Raw genomic sequence first — 20215 nt, forward strand, 5'->3', positions numbered from 1 at the left:
TTTTAGCGTTTTATATTTGGTGTTTTTAATGTTTTAGTGTTTTAGTGTCTTAGTGTCTTATATTTACTGTTACACGCACTTGTGCGCCACGTTCAAGAGTGTGCTTAACTGTGCAACCCTTGCTAATATGCTTTTCCATACGCTCTTTTAGTGCTTGTGCATCTTCGTTAGTTAGCGCAGGCTTTGCGCTTGTAGCGTCTACTGTTAAGTCTTCTTGGAATCTTAAGTAAGTTCCTTCTTCTGGGTCGTAAGTGCCATTTACAACTACGCGCGCGCCTTTTCCTTCTCCAATCGCATGCTCAACAGCGTATTGGCTGCTTAAAGCTGTGCAACCAGCTAGAGCTATTTGCATTAGTTCTACGGGAGAAAATTGCCCTTCGCCTTTGCCAAATTTTAGTGTTGCTCCGTCTTCGCTTTTTGCAATCCAAGAGCCGTCTTCTAAACGCTCAACCCATATTCTTCTAGACATTTTTGCTCCTTTGCATTTGTTGTGCTTAGCTAAAACAATTATATAGAGATGTACAGTATAAGTATATTTGCACATGCATTGGTAGTGTTGAATTTAGCTAATGATAGAATAAACGTATGGCTTTAACTCAACAAGAACTTGCAGATTTGCGCGCGCGCGTGCCGCAAAAACCAGTGTCAAATATTCCTACTCCTTACGAGGATTTGGTTAGAAAAATCTTTATGGAAGGCACATTAAAATCAGATCGCACTGGCACGGGAACAATATCTCTTTTTGGTCAGCAAATTCGCTTTGACTTAAGCAAGAGTTTCCCGCTTATAACAACAAAAACCGTGTTCTTTAAGGGGCTTGCGTACGAGCTTCTTTGGTTCCTTAAAGGCTCTAGCAATGTGCGTTGGTTGCAAGAAAACGGTGTGCATATTTGGGATGAGTGGGCAGACGAAAATGGCGATTTAGGGCCTGTTTACGGCGTTCAGTGGCGTAGTTGGCCAGCTCCAACCGCGCAAAATCCAAATCGCACAATCGACCAGATTGCAAACGTTATGGATCTTATTAAGAATCATCCAGATTCTCGTCGAATGATTGTTAGCGCATGGAATCCTGCAGAAGTAGAGAATATGGCTTTGCCGCCTTGTCACTCGCTTTTCCAGTTCTATGTTGCCGATGGCAAGCTTTCTTGCCAGCTTTACCAGCGTTCTTGCGATATGTTCCTTGGCGTGCCATTCAACATTGCTTCTTACTCGCTTTTAACAATGATGATGGCTCAACAAGCAGGATTAGAACCAGGAGAGTTCGTGTGGACTGGCGGCGATTGTCATATTTACGATAATCACGTAGAGCAAGTGCTTGAGCAGCTTTCGCGCGAGCCGTACCCGTATCCGCAGCTAGAAATTCGCAAAGCTGATTCTATTTTTAGCTACGACTATAGCGATTTTAAGGTTGTTGATTATAAGCATCATCCTACGATTAAAGCTCCTGTAGCTGTGTGAGCTTTTGGTTGTTTGCTTGTTTGCTTTGTTTAGTGATTGATTAGTAGGCTTACGTAGGAGTTTTATGACTAACAATATTATGACTAATAATATTCCCGTTCGTTTAATTTGGGGGCAAGCATACGATTTTGAAGGTCGCGCAGGAGCGATGGGTGTAAATGGCGGCATGCCTTGGAGACTTTCCCCAGATTTGCGCTATTTTAAGGCAATGACAATCTCTTGCCCAGTAATAATGGGCAGAGGAACTTGGGATTCTATGCCAGAAAAATTTAGGCCTCTTCCTGGTCGCGAAAATATTGTTGTTTCTAGGAATCCATACTTTAATCCAAATGGAGCAAAAAGTTTTACAAAGATCGAAGACGCAATATGCTACGCAAAAAAGTGGATTGAAGATAATCCTATTGAGCATGTAGATTCTTTGGATTTGCCAAAAGATGGCAGAGCAATTTGGATTATTGGTGGCGGAGCAATTTTTAGAGAAGTGATTAAGTCACAAATTGTTGACGCATCTTATGTAACTCAAATTGACGCTAGAGTAGAAGCAGATACCTTTGCTCCAAACATTCAAAAACTTGTAGATGATGGATTGTGGAAAGTTGCGCGCGATGGCGATTGGCAGGAATCGCCTATAAAAGTTGGCGAAAAACAATTCAATACAAAATATAAGTTTATGGTTTATGAGCCAGTTAAATCTAAAAAATAAGCTAGATTAAGGATATGTATGGAATCTTTAAGCAAAATTCACGTAGATGCTAAGCATCCGTATGTTGTTATGACAGTTTGCACGGGGAATATTTGCAGATCTCCAATGGCAGAAATTGTTTTGCGTAACGAGTTTAAGCTTAGAGGATTAAGCGATGTTGTTGCTGTAAAATCGTGTGGTGTAAGCGACGAAGAATATGGAAATCCGATTGATAGGCGTGCGCAAAAAGAGCTTAAAAGTAGGGGATATTCTTTGCCATTAAGCCATTTTGCGCATAGGATTGAGCGAGACGAAATAGAAGAGACGAATCTTTTTCTTCCAATGACGGCTTCGCATATGCAATCTTTGCTTAGGATTATTCCACCGCAAAAGCGTAGTCTTGTACACATGTATAGGTCGTTTGATCCGTCTTTAGAAAAGCCACAAGCTGGTCGTGAAGCTGTTTTAGATTTGGCAGACCCTTGGTATGGTGGTCCTAAAGAGTTTGAGATTGCAATGGATCAAGTGGAGGAGTGCGCTCCGTACATTGTTGATTGGGTTCAGTCGCGTATAACGCGAGAATAGTATTTGCATATAAATCGCCAGTAAAATCGCAAGTAAAATCGCGTATAAATATATTAAAACCAGACGAACCGCTTGGAACGTCTGGTTTAATTTTATGAGCTAAAAGCCTAGATTTATTTTCCTCTTAAAGCTCTGCGACTTACGCGTGGAGCATGAGTAGGGTCGATGCCCTTTGGAATTCCAAACCCTAGCTTTCCTTGCAAAGTGCGTAAACGGTCGTTTAGAATCGCAAGCTCTGTTTTAGTTAGGAAGAATCTGCGATTTGGATGAATTGCAGCAAGAGGAGCAAACTTGTGATTTGTAGGAATCAAAGTTTTAGACTTTAGAACTTTACTCCTTAAATCCTTAAGCTTAACTTGATTTTGGCCATTTCCAACGTAAATGCGGTAAACAGGAATATTGGACCCAGCTGTAACACTTTTAATAGCATGCTCTTGGCGTTCCATAGCATGAGTCAAGCGTTCGTAATTTCCTTCTCCAACAAGAAAGATTCCGTTAAAACCAGTTCCACGCCAAATTGCATCTTTGGTGCGAGGATCAACCCATACTGGCTGTTGTGGGAAAGTAAAACCACCTTTATTGATTGCGCTTAAAATTCCAGCTGCAGCTCCAGGCTTACCTTCTAGTTTTGCGTATCCAACTTTATCTGCGCGCTTTGTTAGAACAACAGTAAAAAGCAAAAGACCAAGCATAAGCGCTGTTACAATCATCATAATCCACGTAAAAATGGACCAGCGTAAAATAGCGCCAGCTATAACGCATAACACTACAGGGGCTACAAAAGCCAAGCCAAGCCAAAGCGGAAGCTGCTTATCTTCTGTATACGTGTACTTGTAAATGCGCACAATTTGTGAAATCATGCCAGATTTCTTAGTGTTCTTTGACTTCTCGTTTGCCATTTTGCGTTTATCCCCTATACGATATTCGCGTTAATTTTGTTTGTGCTTATTGCAAGGTTTTCTACAACGGGTTTACTACCACATTTGTGCAACTATTACTTAAGTAGCCTTAAGTAGCATGCTACAAACACACATTTCTATAAATCATATCTTTGTTGGTATACTAGCGTTTTACTTTGGCCAATTACCGCGCTTTGGCGTGCTCGGCTTTGGTAGCCTCCATCTGCGCATTTGTATTGCGCGACTGCAAGCATACATTGCAGACCTAGAGCTTTTAGCAACAGCAGCTTGGCCGTACCTTTTAACAAGTTCTTTTCTAAGTTTTCGCCACATTATTAAAACGTCAATAATCGCAGCAAAAAGATACGCGTAAAGAATAATCGCAAGCGCAAAATAAAGAGCAATATACTTAGTAGACAAGAAGTTTTGTGTAAAGAAGATGCAAATCATAATTACGATTGCAAATGGAACGAAAAACTCGCCAATATTAAAGCGTGCGTCTACGTAATCGCGAATATAAACTCTCCAAGGAAGCTGCTCCGACTTTGGCATATGCGCTAAATCGCCATTTTTCATAGCTTCGTATTGTGCGTTTTCTCTTTCGCGCAATCGTGCTCGCGCAGCCTTTGCGCTAGCTTTTCTATCGGTTGGAACTAGCGGCCTAAGATTTTGCGCTGCAGCTTCGCTTTGCTTTGGAGTTGGAGCGTTTTTTGTGCGAGTTTTTGCCTTATTTTCTACTTTATTTTCGCTATTTTCATTGGCTGCTGATTTATTGCCATTTTGCGCATTATTATCAGCATCTTTTTTTACAAATGGATTCCATGTCATGTTTGCAGATTACCCAACAGACTAGACGCGTTCCATAGATTTTGCTGGCTGTTAATGTTGTTAATAGTGTGATAGTGGTTAGATAGTAGTTAACCGCTTGACTATTTGTTTTGGCTATTTGTTTTAAGGAGATTTGTATGGCTAATCTTAATGTGGAAGATGTTAAGAATCGTGTTAGCGCTGCGTGGAATGATGTTATATCCGTTCTTAGTAAAAAGATAGAGCTTGGAGCTGTTTCTGCTAAAGGCATTACTGGGGATCATATGCGCGCCTCGGCTGAATACGTTGCTGGAGTATTGCGCGAAGTGGGCGTTGATGCTCGCGTTGAGCAGTCGCAAAATCCAGATGGCACTCCAGGCGCATTCGAGGTTGTTGGATCTAGAATTGTAAATCCAAATGCTCCAACTGTTTTGCTCTACGCTCATCACGATGTTCAGCCTGTTCCAGATGCAAGCGAGTGGAACACGAATCCTTTTAAAGGAACCGAGATAGATGGGCGCTTGTATGGTCGCGGCAGCGCGGACGATGGCGGCGGAATTGCCATTCACTACGGTGCTTTGCGCGCTTTAAGTGAAGATTTAGGCGTAAACATTAAAGTGTTTATTGAAGGCGAAGAGGAGATGGGCTCTCCAAGCTTTATTCCTTTTATTGAGTCTCACAAAGATGAGTTTGAATCCGATGTGATTATTGTTGCAGATTCTGGAAATTGGTCTGCCGAAGTTCCAAGTCTTACGACTAGCTTGCGCGGAAACACTACTGTAGACGTTAAGGTTAAGGTTCTTGATCATCAAGTTCACTCTGGTCAATTTGGTGGTCCTATTTTAGACGCATACACGCTTGCTTCAATGCTTGTTGCTTCTCTTTACAACAAAGACGGCGATTTAGATGTTCCTGGAGTTGAATCGCAAGAGCCTGTTGGCGGTTTGCAACGCGATTTAGACGAATCGCAAGTTAGAGCCGATTCTTCGGTAGTGGATTCATACAAGCTTGCAGGAACGGGATCGCTTGCTGCTCGTATGTGGACTAAGCCAAGCTTGACTGTTATTGGAATGGACGCTCATCCAGTAGAGGAAAGCTTTAACGTTATTGCTCACGAGACACGCTTGCGACTTTCGCTTAGAACTGCGCCTTGCCAGCGTCCTGAGGAAGCACAAAAAGCATTGAGTGACTTTTTGGTTAAAAATGCACCGTTTGGCGCGCAAGTAACTGTAGAGCCTTTAGATAATGGCATGGGTTGGGCTATGGATCCAAATGCTGTTGCAACTAAAGATGCGCTCGCATCTATGAAAGACGCTTTTGGTGTGGATCCTATTAATAAGGGCGAAGGTGGTTCGATTCCATTTATTCCAGAATTGCAAAGAATCTTCCCTAAAGCTCAAGTTTTGGTTACAGGTCCAGAAGATCCAAAGTCTAATGCTCATAGCCCAAACGAGTCGATTTCTCTTTCTGGCTTGAAGTCAAATATTGTAACGGAAGCTTTGCTTCTTAGCCGTTTAGCGAAGTAATAAAGCAGTGAAGTAATATTGTAAGTTCTAACTCGCGCATAAAGTACCTAGATATATGGATTTTGATGGATTTTGTGCGCGAGTCTACACAATGCCGTAAAATTTTCACTCGACACGGGTGCTTTGCGTTAATTCGTAAAGCTGAGAGAAACCGCTTGAACGTGAATCCAGGTAATACTGGCGCACGGAGATCTGTTTTTCCCGTGCCTAAAAGTAAAAAGGCACAATCATGTCAACAAGCGTCTTCTATGCATATAGCAATTAAATGCTGTATGCTGTTTAGATTTTTCTAAGCAAGTAGGCGTTTTGGGATTGTAGGATTTGCTAAGATTCTAAGATTTGTTAAGATTCTAAAAATCTATAGTAAAGTCTAATAATCCTAAAAATAATTTAATAAATAATTAAATAAAAATCATTGCCATAAAGGATTTGCTATGCCCGATGAATCTAAAACGCAGGTTTTGAACAATACTAACCAGTACAAAGCTGAAACTTTCCTTCCATCGGCTTTTAGTGCTGCTCAGTTGCGTTTTGAGAATTGGGGTTATCGTCATGCCTCTCGCAAAGCGTTTGCTGTTCGTGGTTTGAACCTGACTATTGAAGCAGGGCAGAGAGTATTGCTATTAGGAGCATCGGGCATAGGCAAGTCCACTATTCTTGAAGGTGCTGCTGGATTAATCGGCAGCGATATTATTCTTAAAAGTGATTCAAACGATAAAAATAGTAACTCTTCTTCGCATAATGTTTTAGTTGAAGACGAAGATGGCGGAGTGAGTGAAGGCGCAGTATTTGTAGACGATGTACCAGTTCATAAGGCTCGCGGACGCGTTGGTTTAGTTTTACAAGACCCAGAATCTCAAGCGATTTTTCAACGTTTAGGAGATAACGTTGCGTTTGGTCCAGAAAACATGAATGTTCCGCGTAAAGAGATTTGGAATATTGTTGACGAAAGTCTTAAAGAGGTTGGCTTAGATGGTTTGCAACTTCATCGCTCTACTGCACATTTAAGCGGTGGTCAAATGCAGCGATTGGCTCTTGCGGGTGCGCTGGCAATGAAGCCTAGTGTTCTTCTTTTAGACGAGCCTACAGCAAATCTGGATCCAGACGGCGTTGAGCAAATTGTTTCAGCAGTTGGAAAAGTGCTCGACGATACTCACGCAACAATGGTTCTTGTGGAACATCATGCGCAGCCTTGGATTGATTTAATTGACCGAGTAATTGTTTTGGGGCTTGAAAATAGCGGTAATAGCGGTAATAGCAAGAATGGCGAAGATAGCAAAAACTTTGTTCACGATGACGATATTGCAAGAGACGAGAGTGCTAAAACAGTAATCGTAGCCGACGGAACTCCAGACGAGGTGTTTAATCGCAAGGATCTTGACTTTGAAAATCTTGGAATATGGCTCCCAGATAAGTATAAGGATTCAAAAAATCGAAATATAGGTAGGATTCATGTTGAAGGAGAGCCTGATTGCGATCCTTCTGTAGGAGATGGGAAAGTAGTTTTATCTACAAAAAACCTTGCGATTAGTCATACGGATACTCCAATAGCTAAAAACATTAATCTTGAATTTAATTCTGGCCAAATAACGGCTTTGGTTGGCGCAAATGGTGCTGGAAAATCAACTTTGTCTCTAACTTTGGCAGGGCTAATTCCGTCAATAGAAGGCGAAGTTGTAGCAAGCGAGGAACTTTGTAAAGATTTAGACTCAAGTGATCCTATAAAGTGGAAGTCAACTGAACTCGCTAAAAGAATATCGTACGTTTTTCAAAATCCAGAACATCAATTTGCTTGCGGAACTGTTTTAGAAGAGGTTATGTTAGGCCCTATTAGAACAGGCATGAGCGAGGAGGATGCTCGATCAAAAGCTAAAGAATTGCTAGAGCGATTCCGATTAGGCAGATATGCCAACGCCAATCCGTACACGCTTTCTGGAGGAGAAAAGCGCAGGCTTACAGTTGCTGCATCTTTGGCTGCAGCTCCAAGGGTTTTGATTTTAGATGAGCCAACTTTTGGCCAAGATCGAAAAACGTGGATGCAAATTATAAAGCTGATTGCAAGTCTTAGAGCAGACGGCGTTAGCGTTATTGTTGTTACTCACGATAAAGAGCTAGTAGACGCTCTTGGCGCGCGTTTGGTTGAACTTTTGCCTATTAGTGAGCAGACAAGCGAGCCGACTAGTGAGCATACTAGTGAGCATAAAAATAGTGATTCTGACGATTTAACACGCGCTGGCGAGTCGCAAGCAAAAGAAGATTTAGAATCATCGCAAAGCTTGTCTTCTACAACTAATGCAACGAATATTTCTCGAATAAAAGTTAGCGCTGTAAATAAGCGTGATGAGAAAGAAAGAGCTGCAAGTTGCTCGCCATTTTTGGCATCACTAAATCCTGTTTACCGCATGCTTGGAGCTTTTATGCTTTCCATTCCTTTGCTGTTTACTCTTGATTGGCTTTCTTCGACTATTGCGCTTGTTTTAGAGTTTATAATTTTATGGATTGTTGGAATGAATCCTTGGCGTGTTGTTAAGCTTTCTTGGCCTGTTTGGGTTGGTGCGCCTGGATCTGCTCTAGCAGTGTGGTTGTATGGTAAATCTGGCGGAGCAACATTGTTTGATTGGGGAATTATTCACGTAAGCGAGCACTCAACAACTCTTGCAATTGCAACGTTTATTCGTATTTTAGCGATTGGTGTTCCTGCAATTGTTACTGTTATTGGTATTGATGCTACTGATTTAGCAGATGCTTTTAGTCAAGTTATGCACTTGCCAGATAAGTTTGTTTATGGCGGATTAGCAGGAATGAGGCTTTTTAGCGTTTTACAAGACGATTGGGCAGCTCTTAGTGCGTCTAGGCGTTCTCGCGGCCTTGGAGACGATAGTAAGATTCGCGCATTTATGCCTCAAGCTTTTGCTCTTCTTGTTCTTTCGATTCGTAGGTCTAGTACTTTAGCAACAGCAATGCAAGCGCGCGGTTTTGGAGGAGAAAATCCAAGATCTCATGCACGCATAAGTCACGTAAATAAGCGCGACTATGTGTTTATGGTTGTGTGCTTAATTATTCCTGCAATTGCATTAATTGCATCTGTTTACTACGGTACGTTTGCACTTCTTGGTGGAAATTAATTTTGATGTGTCCCATGTGAGACACATGCTGAAAACGTTGAAATAAAGCCATTTTGGGATATTTTGTGGGCTTGATGGGATTTGAACCCACGGCCTTCTGCTCCGGAGGCAGACGCTCTATCCACTGAGCTACAAGCCCGCAACTTGTGAAAGTATACACGTTGCTAGGGATTGAGGTTGTTTTATATAAGATTAGACATGCGTTTTATGCGCTTACGGCGTTTTGCCTGGAATTGCGCCGATTTAAGTGTGGATATTTTTACGTGTTTTGTGTGATTTTTTGCTAATTTTATATTTTTGTTTGCATTTGTACTTTTATGGTGTTAGCATCGAACACAACACAAACGCATATCGTAAATTTTACGGTGTTAGGTTTGTGATTGACCACATAGGCATTTAGCTTTGCAGCTAAAGTATTTAAGGAGGCGGCTATCATGCGTAACATGAATGCTCAAGCTCGCGATACTTTTGATGCTGCTCGTATGTGGTGGTGGCAGACTTCTCTTTGGCGTAGTTTACTCTAAAGTTTTAGAAGCTGCTTGTTTAGGCTTATAAAAGACCTCTAGGGTAAACCTAGGGGTCTTTTTTATATCCTAAAACGCAAGAATCCATTTGGATTTAATCCAAATTGAAAATAATCTAAACAATCTAAACAATCTAAAACCAATAACAATCTACAAACTAACAACAATTTAAACCAAAATTGTTGAAAACAAACAACGTAAAAATTTACGTAAAGGAGAAAATCATGAATCAAGAGTCAACTAACGTAGAAGCTACTAACACAGAGCAAACATCTGCACAGTCCGAAATTAATCAAGCAGCTACTTTGCTAAAAGGCGTAAATGTTAAAAAGCACGCTTTAGATATTACGTCTTTAGTGTTGGTTGCTGTTCTTTTTGCAGCTGGATGCATTCTTGATTTTACAGTTGCAAAGTCGCTTTCGATTGGAAACATTCAGCCAGAGTTTGTTATTGCATCGTTCTGCTTGTCTATTTTGCTTGTTCGTCCAAATGTTATTCAAGGTGCGATTATTGGCGCTTTGGCTGCTACTTTGATTCAATTTAACACTTCGATTCCTGGTCTTGAATACGCTTGCGATATTCCAGCAGCAATCATTATGACGTTAGCGCTTATGGGATATCTAAAAGCTTTCCCTAAGGATGCTGCTAGAAAGTTCAGTGTGTTCCCGTTTATATCTACGTTTGTTGCAACTGTTATTTCTGGAATGATTTTTGCAACAATCGCATCCTTCTTTATTCTTCACTCTCCAAACACTGTTCTTGTTATGCTTCCAATCATTTTGGGAACTGCTGTGTTTAATGCTGTTGTTGTGGAAGTTCTTTACACTCCAATTCGACTCGTTTTGCATAAGTAATCACAAATAAATCGCCATTGAAAATGAGAAATAAATTAACTTGAATCAACGTAAACAAATATAAACAAACGTAAATAAACGTAAATAAACATCAAAAGTCGATAATTAAAACTTGATTATCGCAACATAAAGGAGAAGATTATGAATCAGGGAATTAACGAACATGCAGGTAGCATGATCAATGCTGTAAGTGTTAAAAAGCACGCTTTAGATGTTACGTCTTTAGTGTTGGTTGCTGTTCTTTTTGCAGCAGGATGTATTCTTGACTTTACAGTTGCAAAAGCACTTTCAATTGGAAACATTAAACCAAACTTCTTAATCGCATCGTTCTGTCTTGCGATTTTGCTGGTTCGTCCAAATGTTATTCAGGGTGCGATTATTGGTGCTTTGGCTGCAACTTTAATGCAATTTAACGCATCTATTCCTGGTCTCAATTATGTTTGCGATATTCCAGCAGCAATTGTTATGACTTTGATGATTATGGCTTATGTTCACGTTTTCCCTAAGGATGCTGCTAGAAAGTTTAGTATTTTCCCACTCATAGCAACTTTTATAACTACAGTTGTTTCTGGTTTAATATTTGCTTCTACTGCATCTTTCTTTGTTCTTCATTCTCCTAAGATGATTCTTGTTATGCTTCCAATCATTTTTGGAACTGCTGTGTTTAATGCTGTTGTTGTTGAAGTTCTTTACACTCCAATTCGACTCGTTTTGCATAAGTAGCACAGTTTGTGTTTGCAATATGTACTACGCAATATGTGTTAGGAATGTTTGGTAAATTATATAATCGTTAGATAATAATCAATAATTAGTAATCAATTTATTGGTTTTAAGAGTTAGGAATTATTGTGCCTTTGCTTGAGTTAAAAGATGTGTCTTTTAAGTATGTGAATCGGAATAAAGATGATTCTTTAGACTCTTCAAAGGCACACGATTCCACTCTTGCGCTAAAAGATGTAAGTCTTAGCATAGAATCTGGCGAATTCGTTGGTATTATTGGCCCTTCTGGGTCTGGAAAAACAACGCTTGCTTCGCTTTTTTCTGGCGCGATTCCGCATCATTATTCTGGCGAACTCTTAGGAAGTGTTAAGATTGCTGGTCAAGACACTAAAAATCTTGCTTTAACTAATATTGCTTGCTTAATTGGATCTGTTATTCAAGACATTGATGCGCAAATGGTTGCTGCAAATGTAGAAGATGAGATTCTTTTTGGCTTAGAAAACTTTGGCGTTGCGCATAGCGAAATACCAAGTCGAATAGATGAAGCTTTGCAAATTGTTGGCATTAGTGATTTGCGCAACCGCGATTTAGATACTCTTTCTGGAGGCCAAAAGCAGAAAGTTGCGATTGCTGCTATTCTTGCGCTAAAGCCTAAAGTTATGGTTTTAGATGAGCCTACGTGCGCTTTAGACCCTGTTTCTTCTAAAATGATTTTTTCGATTCTTAAAGATTTGAATAAGAATTTTGGAATAACGGTTGTTGTAATTGAGCAAAAAGTGGCGCTTTTAAGCGAGTATTGCAAGCGCTTAGTTGTGCTTTCTAATGGCACTTTGTCGCTTGATTTGCCTGTTAGTCAAGCGTTGAAAAACATGGATTTGCTTTATTCTATTGGAATAAATTATCCGCGCACTACGCATTTGGTTAATGATTTACAGAGCAAGAATGTTTGCTCTAAAAGCGATTTGCCTGTGTCTGTAGAAGATACAGTAAATACTATTGTTAATACGATTAATAGTGGAAAATCTTTGACTTCTAATAGTAATTCTCATGGTGATTCTCATGCTGAATTTGATAATAGCGAATGCGATTCAAACACATCGGCGGTTGCTGGCGACTTTTCCAATGAGTCGCAAGTCTCCAAACAATCTTCAACACATCAGCCGGAGCAAAATACTTCTCCATGTCTTTCGCTTAAAAACGTTAGTTTTTCCTACCCAAGTGGCGTTAGTGCGCTAAAAAACGTGTCTTTTGAAGCTTACGCTGGGGAGCTTGTAACTCTTGTTGGAAGAAATGGCGCTGGAAAAACAACCGTTACTAAGCTAATCAACGGTTTGCTTAAGGCGAGCGGCGGCAATATTTTTATTGATGGCAAAGACACTAGCAATATGAAAATAAGCCAAATTGCTCACTATGTTTCTACGCTTTTCCAAAATCCAGATCGTCAACTTTGCAAAGATACTGTTTTAGAAGAAGTAGCATTTAGTTGCATTCTTTTAGGAGAGTCTGTTAAAGATGCTAATGATCATGCAATGCAAGTGATTGAAAAGCTAAATCTAGATCCTAAAGCAAGCCCATTTATGCTTTCTAGAGGCCAGCGTCAAATGGTTGCTTTGGCTGCAACTGTTGTAACTAAACCTAAGATTCTTGTTTTAGACGAGCCAACGTGTGGCTTAGACTACATGGAATGCTTGCGCATTATGCAAGTTGTAGAAGACCTTAGAGATCACGGTTGTTGCATAATAATGGTTTGCCACGATATGGAAGTGGTTCTTGACTTTGCAACGCGTTTAATCGTAGTAAACGATGGCAAAATTCTAGAAGACGGAAGCATAAGTTGCGTTTTTGAAAACAATGCGATTTGCAAAGAAGCTGCATTATGTGCTCCACTTTTGTGTGCTGTATCTCAAGGCTTAGTCAAAAATGGTTTTGACGCTTGTAAGGGCTTGTATAAGAGGGATATGTTGGTTGATGCTCTTAAAAAGAGTAGCAATTTGTAAAGCAAGGTGTAATTATGCAAACTAAAATCTTAACGTATAACGAAGGCTCAACTTTGCTTCACAAAGCAAATCCTATTGCAAAGCTCATATTAGCTGTAAGCGTTGTTGTGTCTGCTTTTATAGCTCAACAATTTAGCATTCTTGTATTTATTGCAGTTCTTATTCTTGCTGGCATGGCTATGGCTGGTATTCTTAAAGCGCTGTTTCCTCTTGTGCGCGCAATGCTTATTCTTGGCGTTGTAATGTTCTTTTTACAAACAGTTATTGCTCAAGGCGGAAACTACATGTTCTTATGGTTTAGTACAAAGGGAATTTCTGTTGCATTGCGAGCATCTTTAAGACTTTTTTGCTTTGCATTGCCTCTTGTAAGCGTGCTTAGCATTACAAAACTAAACGATTTAGCTAACGCTGTTGTTCAATACTTACACATTCCATATTGCTATGCTTTTACAATCACTACAGCTGTGCGATTTGTTCCTATTTTTGCGTACGAGATGTCTCAAATTACAGAAGCTCAAATGGCAAGAGGAGTGGAGTTCGATACAAAGAATCCTTTCAAAAAGATTAAGCTTATGATGCCTTTGATTGTGCCTCTTTTAGTTTTGTCTGTTCGTAAAGCAGATAGCTGTGCGCTGGCTGCAGAAGAGCGAGGATTCTATTTGCGCACACGTAAGTCTTCTTTTAGAAAATATCCTTTTGGCTGGCGTGGATTTGTTCTTCTTGTTATATCTGTTTTAATGATTGCTTTGCCAATACTTGTGTATATATTTGCTCCACAAATAATCTAAAATAGTCTAAACTAATCTAGAATCAATTAAAAAATTCTAGAATTTAGGCGATTTTAATGACTAATATTAAGTTTTGGCTTAAAGGTGCAAGACTTTATACTCTTCCAATTGGAATCGTGCCAGTTGTTATGGCAATTTCGATTTTTGCAAGGTATTTATTTAGCGGTCAAATACTTGTAAAGACTTACAATGTTGAAAATTTTGCTTTGCAAGCGTTTTTGTGTTTGTGTGTTGCTGTTTTTATGCAAATTTCAGTAAACTATGCAAACGATTATTGTGACGGTTTGCGCGGATTAGATAATCAAAGGTCTAAGCGAGATGTAAGCGTAAAAAACAAAGCGTTGTGCGATGTGTCTTGGAGGCTTGCAAACGCTGGTATTAAGCCAAAATCAGTGTTGTATGCTGCTTGCATATCTGCTCTAATATCGTGCGTTTTTGGACTAGTTATTACGATTAGAAGCGGAATTTGGATGTTTATTCCTCTTGGATTAATTTGCGTTATAGCAGCTTGGTTTTATGCAGGAGGATCACACCCATACGGATATAGGGGTTGGGGAGAGCTTAGTGCGTTTTTGTTCTTTGGACCAGTAGCGTTTTTAGGAACATTGTGTGCTCTTTTTTATGCAAGTGGTTTTTCTAAAGACTCAATAACTGCAGCAAGCATTGAGCAAATTGTTTTTTGCGTATTATTATCTTTTATTCCAGGCGGATTTTCTGCTTGCCTTATGATGATTAATAATTTAAGAGATATAGAAAGCGATACGCAACATAAAAAGATTACTGCAATGGCTTGGCTTGGCAAACGCAAGGGTGGTGTTGTATTTACTTGTGTTGCTGTTTTAGTGGCGATTTTACAATCATCTTATGTGCTGTTATATGTGTTCGATTCTCGATTTATAGGCGTATTTTTAAGTATTAATAATCCACATAAAACTGTTTTCGCATTAAGCAATATCTTATTTAATAAAGGTGTGTTTATTGTTTCTTGCATTCTGTTACTATTGGTTACTTGCATGTTTATTAAAAAAGCGTGCTCGCTAATATACGCAGTTATTAATGGGAATTATGCTAGTGCTTTTCCGTTGTGCGTACAGTTAGCAATGCTCGGTGCTTTGACTTTTGTATTGTCGTTATTTGCATGTGCTTTACCGCATTAAAAAGCGGTTTATGGCGTATTTTTATACACGCATGCGAGTAAAATCATTGGCAACGCGCACAGTGTGCTTTTAGTGTTTGTGCATAAAACTTGCATGATGCTAGCCTAAAAAATAAACGCAAAGATGGCGAGTATGAGTATTAAGTGTGCGAATGTATGTGTTAGTTAATGCATAGCGCTGTTGCCTTGTGTTTTGGTAAGGAAATGAGGTTAGAATGTCGGCTGAAAACAGCGATGAAGAGATGGGGAAGGCGTCTGTTGTGCTTACGGATGATGAATTGCGTAATGCATATGAATCGTCGAATGGCGTAGAAAGCAATAATAAAAATAGCGAGCAAAAAGAAAACGGCGTTAAAACTGTTATTGTTGCAGAAGATGAAGCAGTAAACCGTATGGATCTTGTAGCAATGCTGGAAGATAACGGATATAAGGTTGTTGGTCAAGCTGCTAATGGGCAAGAGGCTATTGATCTTACTCGTGAAAATCGTCCAGACGTTGTTTGCATGGATGTTAAAATGCCTGGCGTGGATGGAATTCAAGCAGCTGCTACTATTTGCGATGAAAATATTGCGCCTGTTGTTATGCTAACGGCTTTTTCGCAAACAGATCTTGTTAAGCGCGCTACTGGCGCTGGAGCAATGGCGTATGTTACAAAGCCTTACGAAGAGTCAAAGCTTTTGCCAGCTCTAGAAGTTGCAATGGGCCGATTTAGCGAGATTAACGATTTGCTTGATAGTGTTGAGCGCACAGAAAACAAGCTTCAAGATGCTCAAGATCAGCTTCGTAAAGCAGAAGAAAAGCTTAAGAAAGCAGAAGATACTCTCGAAGAGCGCAAGCTTGTAGATAGAGCAAAAGGCTTGCTTATGGATAAAGCTGGCTTCTCGGAGCAGGGTGCTTTCCGTTGGATTCAAAAAACTTCTATGGATCAGCGTATTCCAAAGAAGCGTCTTGCGTTGGCTATTATCGCTAAGTATGGCGAAGAAAAGCCATCAGACGAAGCGTAGTAAAGTCAAAATAATTTTGGTAATCGCGGTTTCTTGCGCGAGCTATGCATAAATAATTTCAAAAGTTTATTTTACAAAAAACGCAGGTGGGTGTTAAGTGAATACCAGCATCGTTGCAAACGAGGATTCTTTGAATAATGAGGATTATAAGGGAACGTTGTTGGTGGTAGATGGCCACTCACTTGCGTTTCGTGCTTTTTACGCAATATCGGCAGACAATTTTTCTACAAAATCTGGTTTTGCAACTAATGCAATATGGGGTTTTGCTACTATGCTTTCGCAAGTCATAGAAAAAGAGAAACCAGATAAGCTTGCGGTTGCTTTCGACGTTAAAGGTGGAACTTTTAGAAACAAGCTTTTGCCGCAATATAAGGGTACTCGTGAAGCTGCTCCAGAAGAACTTATAGCTCAGCTGCCCGTTATTCAAAAAATGCTTAGTGCGTTAGGTGTTAAGTACATTACAAAGCAGGGCTACGAAGGCGACGATATTATTGCTACTTTGGCAACTATGGGTGCTAATGCTGGTTATAAAACGCTTGTGCTTTCTGGAGATCGCGATGCTTTTCAGCTAATTAATAACACTATTAACGTGCTGTACCCAGGCAGGCATTTTAAGGATCTAAAGCAAATGGATTCTAATGCGATTGTTGAAAAATACAATGTTACGCCTAGTCAGTATTCAGATTTAGCAGCATTGCGCGGGGAAACGTCTGACAATATTCCAGGAGTTCCAGGAGTTGGAGATGGTTATGCTGCTAAGTGGATTAATCAATTTGGCAGCCTAGAAGGCATTATTGAAAACGCAAGTCAAATCAGTGGTAAAAAAGGCGAGTCTTTACGAGAAAGCATTGATCAGATTCGATTAAACAAAAAAGTTAATACTCTTGTTAAAGATTTAGACCTTGGAGTTAGTGTTAACGATCTTGATTTTGGCAATGTAAACGCTGCGTCTGTTGGAGAGCTGTTCGAAAATCTTGAATTTGGTACACGTACTAGAAGAAAGATTCTAAAAGAGTTTACGCGCGGGAGCAAAGAGCTTTTAGATGAGAATATTAAAACAATGATTTCTGCTGGAAGTGCGCATGCAGAAAATAGTGGTTCTACGGAATTAAATGATTCAGATGATATAGAAGACGTTAAAGCTCTGTTAGATAAAATAAACGTGCATAATATTAATTCCGAGTCTGATGCAGATAATTGGATTAGTATTGCAAAATCTTGTGTTGCGGATTCCAGCGACTTTTCCGACTCGTATATAAATAGCGCAAATCTTATAAGAAACGACTTAGAATGCGCAAAAACAATAAAAGAGAATAAAGAATTAGTAGTGTTTGCTGTAGAAGAAAAAAACAACACTAATCAGTTTGGTATTTTTGCAAAAGCATTAATAATCTTAGCTGGTAACGACGCTGCAATTGTGTATGCAAATGTTATTAATGAAAATAGCGGAATCGCTTCTAAACTAAGAGATTTTATAAAAAAGCATGAGTCTTCAGTGGTTTTGCATGATTATAAAAAGCATATTGCTCTTTTAGTGTCTCTAAGAGTCGTAGAAGATAATTATTCTTTTAGCCCACTAGTCGACACTCGCTTAGCATCTTACTTAATTGAGCCAGATTTTAAGAACGAAAATCTTTGCGATATGGCTGAGCATGTTTTGAATATTCATATAGGCTCTTCGCAATTAAACGATGAACCGACGCAAGGCAAACTTGATTTTGATATTGATAGCAGCCAAGATTCTAAAGAGCAAGATTCGCAAAGTCAAGATAACAAAGAATTAGAAGAAAGCATGCTAGAAACAGCTTTGACTATACGTTTGCTTTCTAAACAATATGCGAAAAAGTTGGATGAGCGCAAGCAAACTGGCTTAATGATAGACGTTGAAATGCCTGTTTCTAGAGTTTTAAGGAAGATGGAAGATACGGGCGCTGCTGTAGATATGCTCCGACTTGCGTCTATGAAAGATAATTTTGCAAGTGAAGCGAATTTTGCTCAAAAAATGGCGCTAGACGTTGCAGCTAAGCCAATAAATTTGCAAAGTCCTAAGCAAATTCAGCAATTACTGTTTGAAGACATGGGTCTAAAGCCTACTCGTAGAACAAAAAGTGGCTCGTATACTACTAATGCCGAAGCTTTACAAGAGTTGTATTCAAAAATTGATCCAGATGAAAAGCCAAGTCAATTTTTAGGCGCTTTGCTTAAGTATCGAGAAACTAATAAGTTAAAGCAAATCGTTCAGAGCCTTATTGATGCTGCAAGATATAAAGATGGTAGGATTCACACAACTTTTGAGCAAACTATTGCTGCTACTGGACGACTAAGTTCTTCGGACCCAAACTTGCAAAACATTCCTAATAGAAATGCTGCAGGAAGAGAGATTAGAGCGGCATTTGTTCCAGGAAGTGGCTATGAGCAGCTTATGAGTTGTGATTATTCGCAAGTGGAACTTAGAATCATGGCTCATGCTTCTGCAGATAAAACGCTTATTGATGCTTTCCAGTCTGGTGTTGATTTTCATAAGTTTGTAGCGAGCCTAGTTTATAGGATTCCAGTAGAGCAAGTTAGCGCAGATCAGCGTAGTCATGTTAAAGCAATGAGCTACGGGTTAGCGTACGGACTCAGTACGTACGGTCTTGCAAAGCAACTAGGAATTAGTCCTGCGGCTGCCGAGATGCTTAAAGAAAAGTATTTCAATACTTTTGGTGCAGTACACGACTATTTGGAGTCTTTAGTAGATAAAGCTAGAAAGCTTGGATACACTCAAACAATGTTTGGTAGAAGAAGATATTTCCCAAAGTTAAATTCTACGAACAGAGCATCTAGAGAAGCTGCAGAACGAGCTGCTCTAAACGCTCCTATTCAAGGAAGCGCTGCAGACATTATGAAGCTTGCAATGATTAGAGTAGATGATGATTTGCGAAAAGCTAATGTTAAGAGTCGCGTGATTTTGCAAATCCACGATGAACTTGTTCTTGAGATTGCCCATGGTGAGGCGGATGTTGTAGAAAACATTGTTAAAAATGCTATGGAACATACTGTTGAGCTTTCTGTTCCGCTTAGTGTTTCTACTGGAGTTGGTGCTGATTGGCAGCTTGCTGCGCATTGATGTGTTTGCGAATGTGTTTGTGAATCGCTAAAAAATCATACTTGTAGGCTTGTTGTAAAGGATAGGAATAATGGCAACTTTAGGTGAGATTGTTAATGTTTTAGAAGACTTATATCCTTTAAGTCTTTCTGAGTCTTGGGATAATCCAGGATTAATCGTTGGGAATCCTTCGCATAAAGTTAATAAAATTGTTTGCTTATCGGATCCAACTTTAGAAGCTGTTGAAGAATCGTGCAAAATGGGAGCGGATTTGATTGTTTCGCACCATCCTTTGTTTTTTAAGTCGGTTCACGAAGTTTCTGGTTTTTCTGTTCGCGGGAAAATAGTTCAAACGCTTATTGAAAATCGTTGCGGATTGTGGGTTGGTCACACTAATGCGGATGCGGCTTTTAGGGGAGTAGCAGATGCCGCAGCGAATGCTTTTGGTCTTAAGGATTTGCATCCTCTTGTTCCTGCAAGCAATAACCCTTCTATTGGGCTTGGCAGAGTTGGAGTGCTTGAGCAAAAAATCACGCTTAAAGAGTTTGCTATGCGCGTTTTTAACGCTTTACCTGCTACTAAGCTAGGGGTTCAAGTGTGCGGAGATGTTGATGCAATGGTTAGTAAAATAGCTGTTCTTCCAGGATCTGGTGATTCCTTATTTGATGAAGTTCGCGCTTGTGGAGCAGACGTGTATGTAACAAGTGATTTAAGACATCATCCTGCAACGGACGCGTACGAGCAAGCTATTTATGAATCGCAACTAGCGCACTCTAATATTATTAAGCCTATGCTTATAAACACTCCTCATAGCGCTATTGAATCTTTATGGTTTAAGTATGCTGTTAAAGATATTCACGATTCTATATATAAGAATTTTGGTGAATCATTAGATGTTTCTTGGATTGGCAGAGCTTTTGACCCTTGGAATTACGTGATTAACTAGCGTGATTAACTAGCGCGATTAGTTAGTGCGATTATTTACGCGATTAGTGTTTGCGA

At 39.7% G+C, this 20215-nt stretch carries 16 protein-coding genes and 1 tRNA gene; 13 read left to right on the top strand and 4 right to left on the bottom strand.

Features of this window, described 5'->3' with window-relative positions; genetic code table 11:
• Positions 1–49: 49 nt before the first annotated feature.
• Positions 50–469: an OsmC family protein gene (locus NYP67_RS03090; protein ID WP_004132549.1), complete on the bottom strand. Its 420-nt coding sequence runs from the start codon at positions 467–469 to the stop codon at positions 50–52.
• A gap of 116 nt (positions 470–585) precedes the next feature.
• Between NYP67_RS03090 and NYP67_RS03095 the strand changes: the two genes are divergently transcribed.
• From NYP67_RS03095 to NYP67_RS03105, 3 genes are all read left to right on the top strand, one after another.
• Positions 586–1458, top strand: a complete 873-nt coding sequence (locus NYP67_RS03095; RefSeq protein WP_004132547.1) for a thymidylate synthase — start codon at positions 586–588, stop codon at positions 1456–1458.
• Between the two features lie 79 nt (positions 1459–1537).
• On the top strand, positions 1538–2161 hold the full coding sequence (locus tag NYP67_RS03100; RefSeq protein ID WP_473411219.1) for a dihydrofolate reductase: 624 nt from the start codon (positions 1538–1540) through the stop codon (positions 2159–2161).
• An 18-nt stretch (positions 2162–2179) separates the two neighbouring features.
• Entirely contained in the window at positions 2180–2725 is a 546-nt protein-coding gene (locus NYP67_RS03105; protein WP_004130272.1) for a low molecular weight protein-tyrosine-phosphatase, read from the top strand.
• A gap of 113 nt (positions 2726–2838) precedes the next feature.
• Here NYP67_RS03105 and NYP67_RS03110 read toward each other — a convergent pair whose 3' ends face one another.
• Together NYP67_RS03110 and NYP67_RS03115 are read right to left on the bottom strand one after the other, a co-directional pair.
• Positions 2839–3624 carry a DUF4191 domain-containing protein gene (locus NYP67_RS03110; protein ID WP_020973363.1) on the bottom strand — a complete coding sequence of 262 codons (786 nt, stop codon included), beginning with the start codon at positions 3622–3624 and terminating at the stop codon, positions 2839–2841.
• A 171-nt stretch (positions 3625–3795) separates the two neighbouring features.
• Positions 3796–4452, bottom strand: coding sequence for a DUF3043 domain-containing protein (locus NYP67_RS03115; protein WP_016635977.1), 657 nt, complete (start codon positions 4450–4452; stop codon positions 3796–3798).
• Positions 4453–4589: 137 nt separating this feature from the next.
• On the opposite strand from NYP67_RS03115, the gene NYP67_RS03120 reads away from it, so the two are divergent.
• Complete coding sequence (locus NYP67_RS03120) at positions 4590–5957, top strand: dipeptidase (RefSeq protein WP_020757943.1); 1368 nt, start codon at positions 4590–4592, stop codon at positions 5955–5957.
• 434 nt (positions 5958–6391) lie between these two features.
• Positions 6392–9082, top strand: a complete 2691-nt coding sequence (locus NYP67_RS03125) for an ATP-binding cassette domain-containing protein (RefSeq protein ID WP_473411163.1) — start codon at positions 6392–6394, stop codon at positions 9080–9082.
• 66 nt (positions 9083–9148) lie between these two features.
• On the opposite strand, the gene NYP67_RS03130 is transcribed toward NYP67_RS03125, so the two are convergent.
• Positions 9149–9221, bottom strand: a tRNA-Arg gene (locus NYP67_RS03130).
• Positions 9222–9830: 609 nt separating this feature from the next.
• Here NYP67_RS03130 and NYP67_RS03135 point away from each other — a divergent pair.
• From NYP67_RS03135 to NYP67_RS03170, 8 genes are all read left to right on the top strand, one after another.
• A complete protein-coding gene (locus NYP67_RS03135; RefSeq protein WP_004130264.1) occupies positions 9831–10460 on the top strand; it encodes a hypothetical protein in 630 nt (209 codons plus the stop codon).
• A 141-nt stretch (positions 10461–10601) separates the two neighbouring features.
• The gene (locus NYP67_RS03140) at positions 10602–11183 is read left to right on the top strand and encodes a tryptophan transporter (protein ID WP_473411164.1); all 582 of its coding nucleotides are present in this window, start codon (positions 10602–10604) and stop codon (positions 11181–11183) included.
• 125 nt (positions 11184–11308) lie between these two features.
• Entirely contained in the window at positions 11309–13177 is a 1869-nt protein-coding gene (locus tag NYP67_RS03145; protein WP_020759067.1) for an ABC transporter ATP-binding protein, read from the top strand.
• A gap of 14 nt (positions 13178–13191) precedes the next feature.
• On the top strand, positions 13192–13965 hold the full coding sequence (locus NYP67_RS03150; RefSeq protein ID WP_473411165.1) for an energy-coupling factor transporter transmembrane component T family protein: 774 nt from the start codon (positions 13192–13194) through the stop codon (positions 13963–13965).
• A 56-nt stretch (positions 13966–14021) separates the two neighbouring features.
• The gene (menA, locus tag NYP67_RS03155; RefSeq protein ID WP_116286012.1) at positions 14022–15122 is read left to right on the top strand and encodes a 1,4-dihydroxy-2-naphthoate octaprenyltransferase; all 1101 of its coding nucleotides are present in this window, start codon (positions 14022–14024) and stop codon (positions 15120–15122) included.
• A gap of 214 nt (positions 15123–15336) precedes the next feature.
• Complete coding sequence (locus tag NYP67_RS03160; RefSeq protein ID WP_102704988.1) at positions 15337–16125, top strand: ANTAR domain-containing response regulator; 789 nt, start codon at positions 15337–15339, stop codon at positions 16123–16125.
• A gap of 97 nt (positions 16126–16222) precedes the next feature.
• Complete coding sequence (gene polA / locus NYP67_RS03165) at positions 16223–19234, top strand: DNA polymerase I (protein WP_473411166.1); 3012 nt, start codon at positions 16223–16225, stop codon at positions 19232–19234.
• A gap of 70 nt (positions 19235–19304) precedes the next feature.
• Positions 19305–20159: a Nif3-like dinuclear metal center hexameric protein gene (locus NYP67_RS03170; RefSeq protein WP_018633800.1), complete on the top strand. Its 855-nt coding sequence runs from the start codon at positions 19305–19307 to the stop codon at positions 20157–20159.
• Positions 20160–20215 lie beyond the last annotated feature (56 nt).

It is taken from the genome of Gardnerella sp. c23Ub_4 (assembly GCF_055804115.1).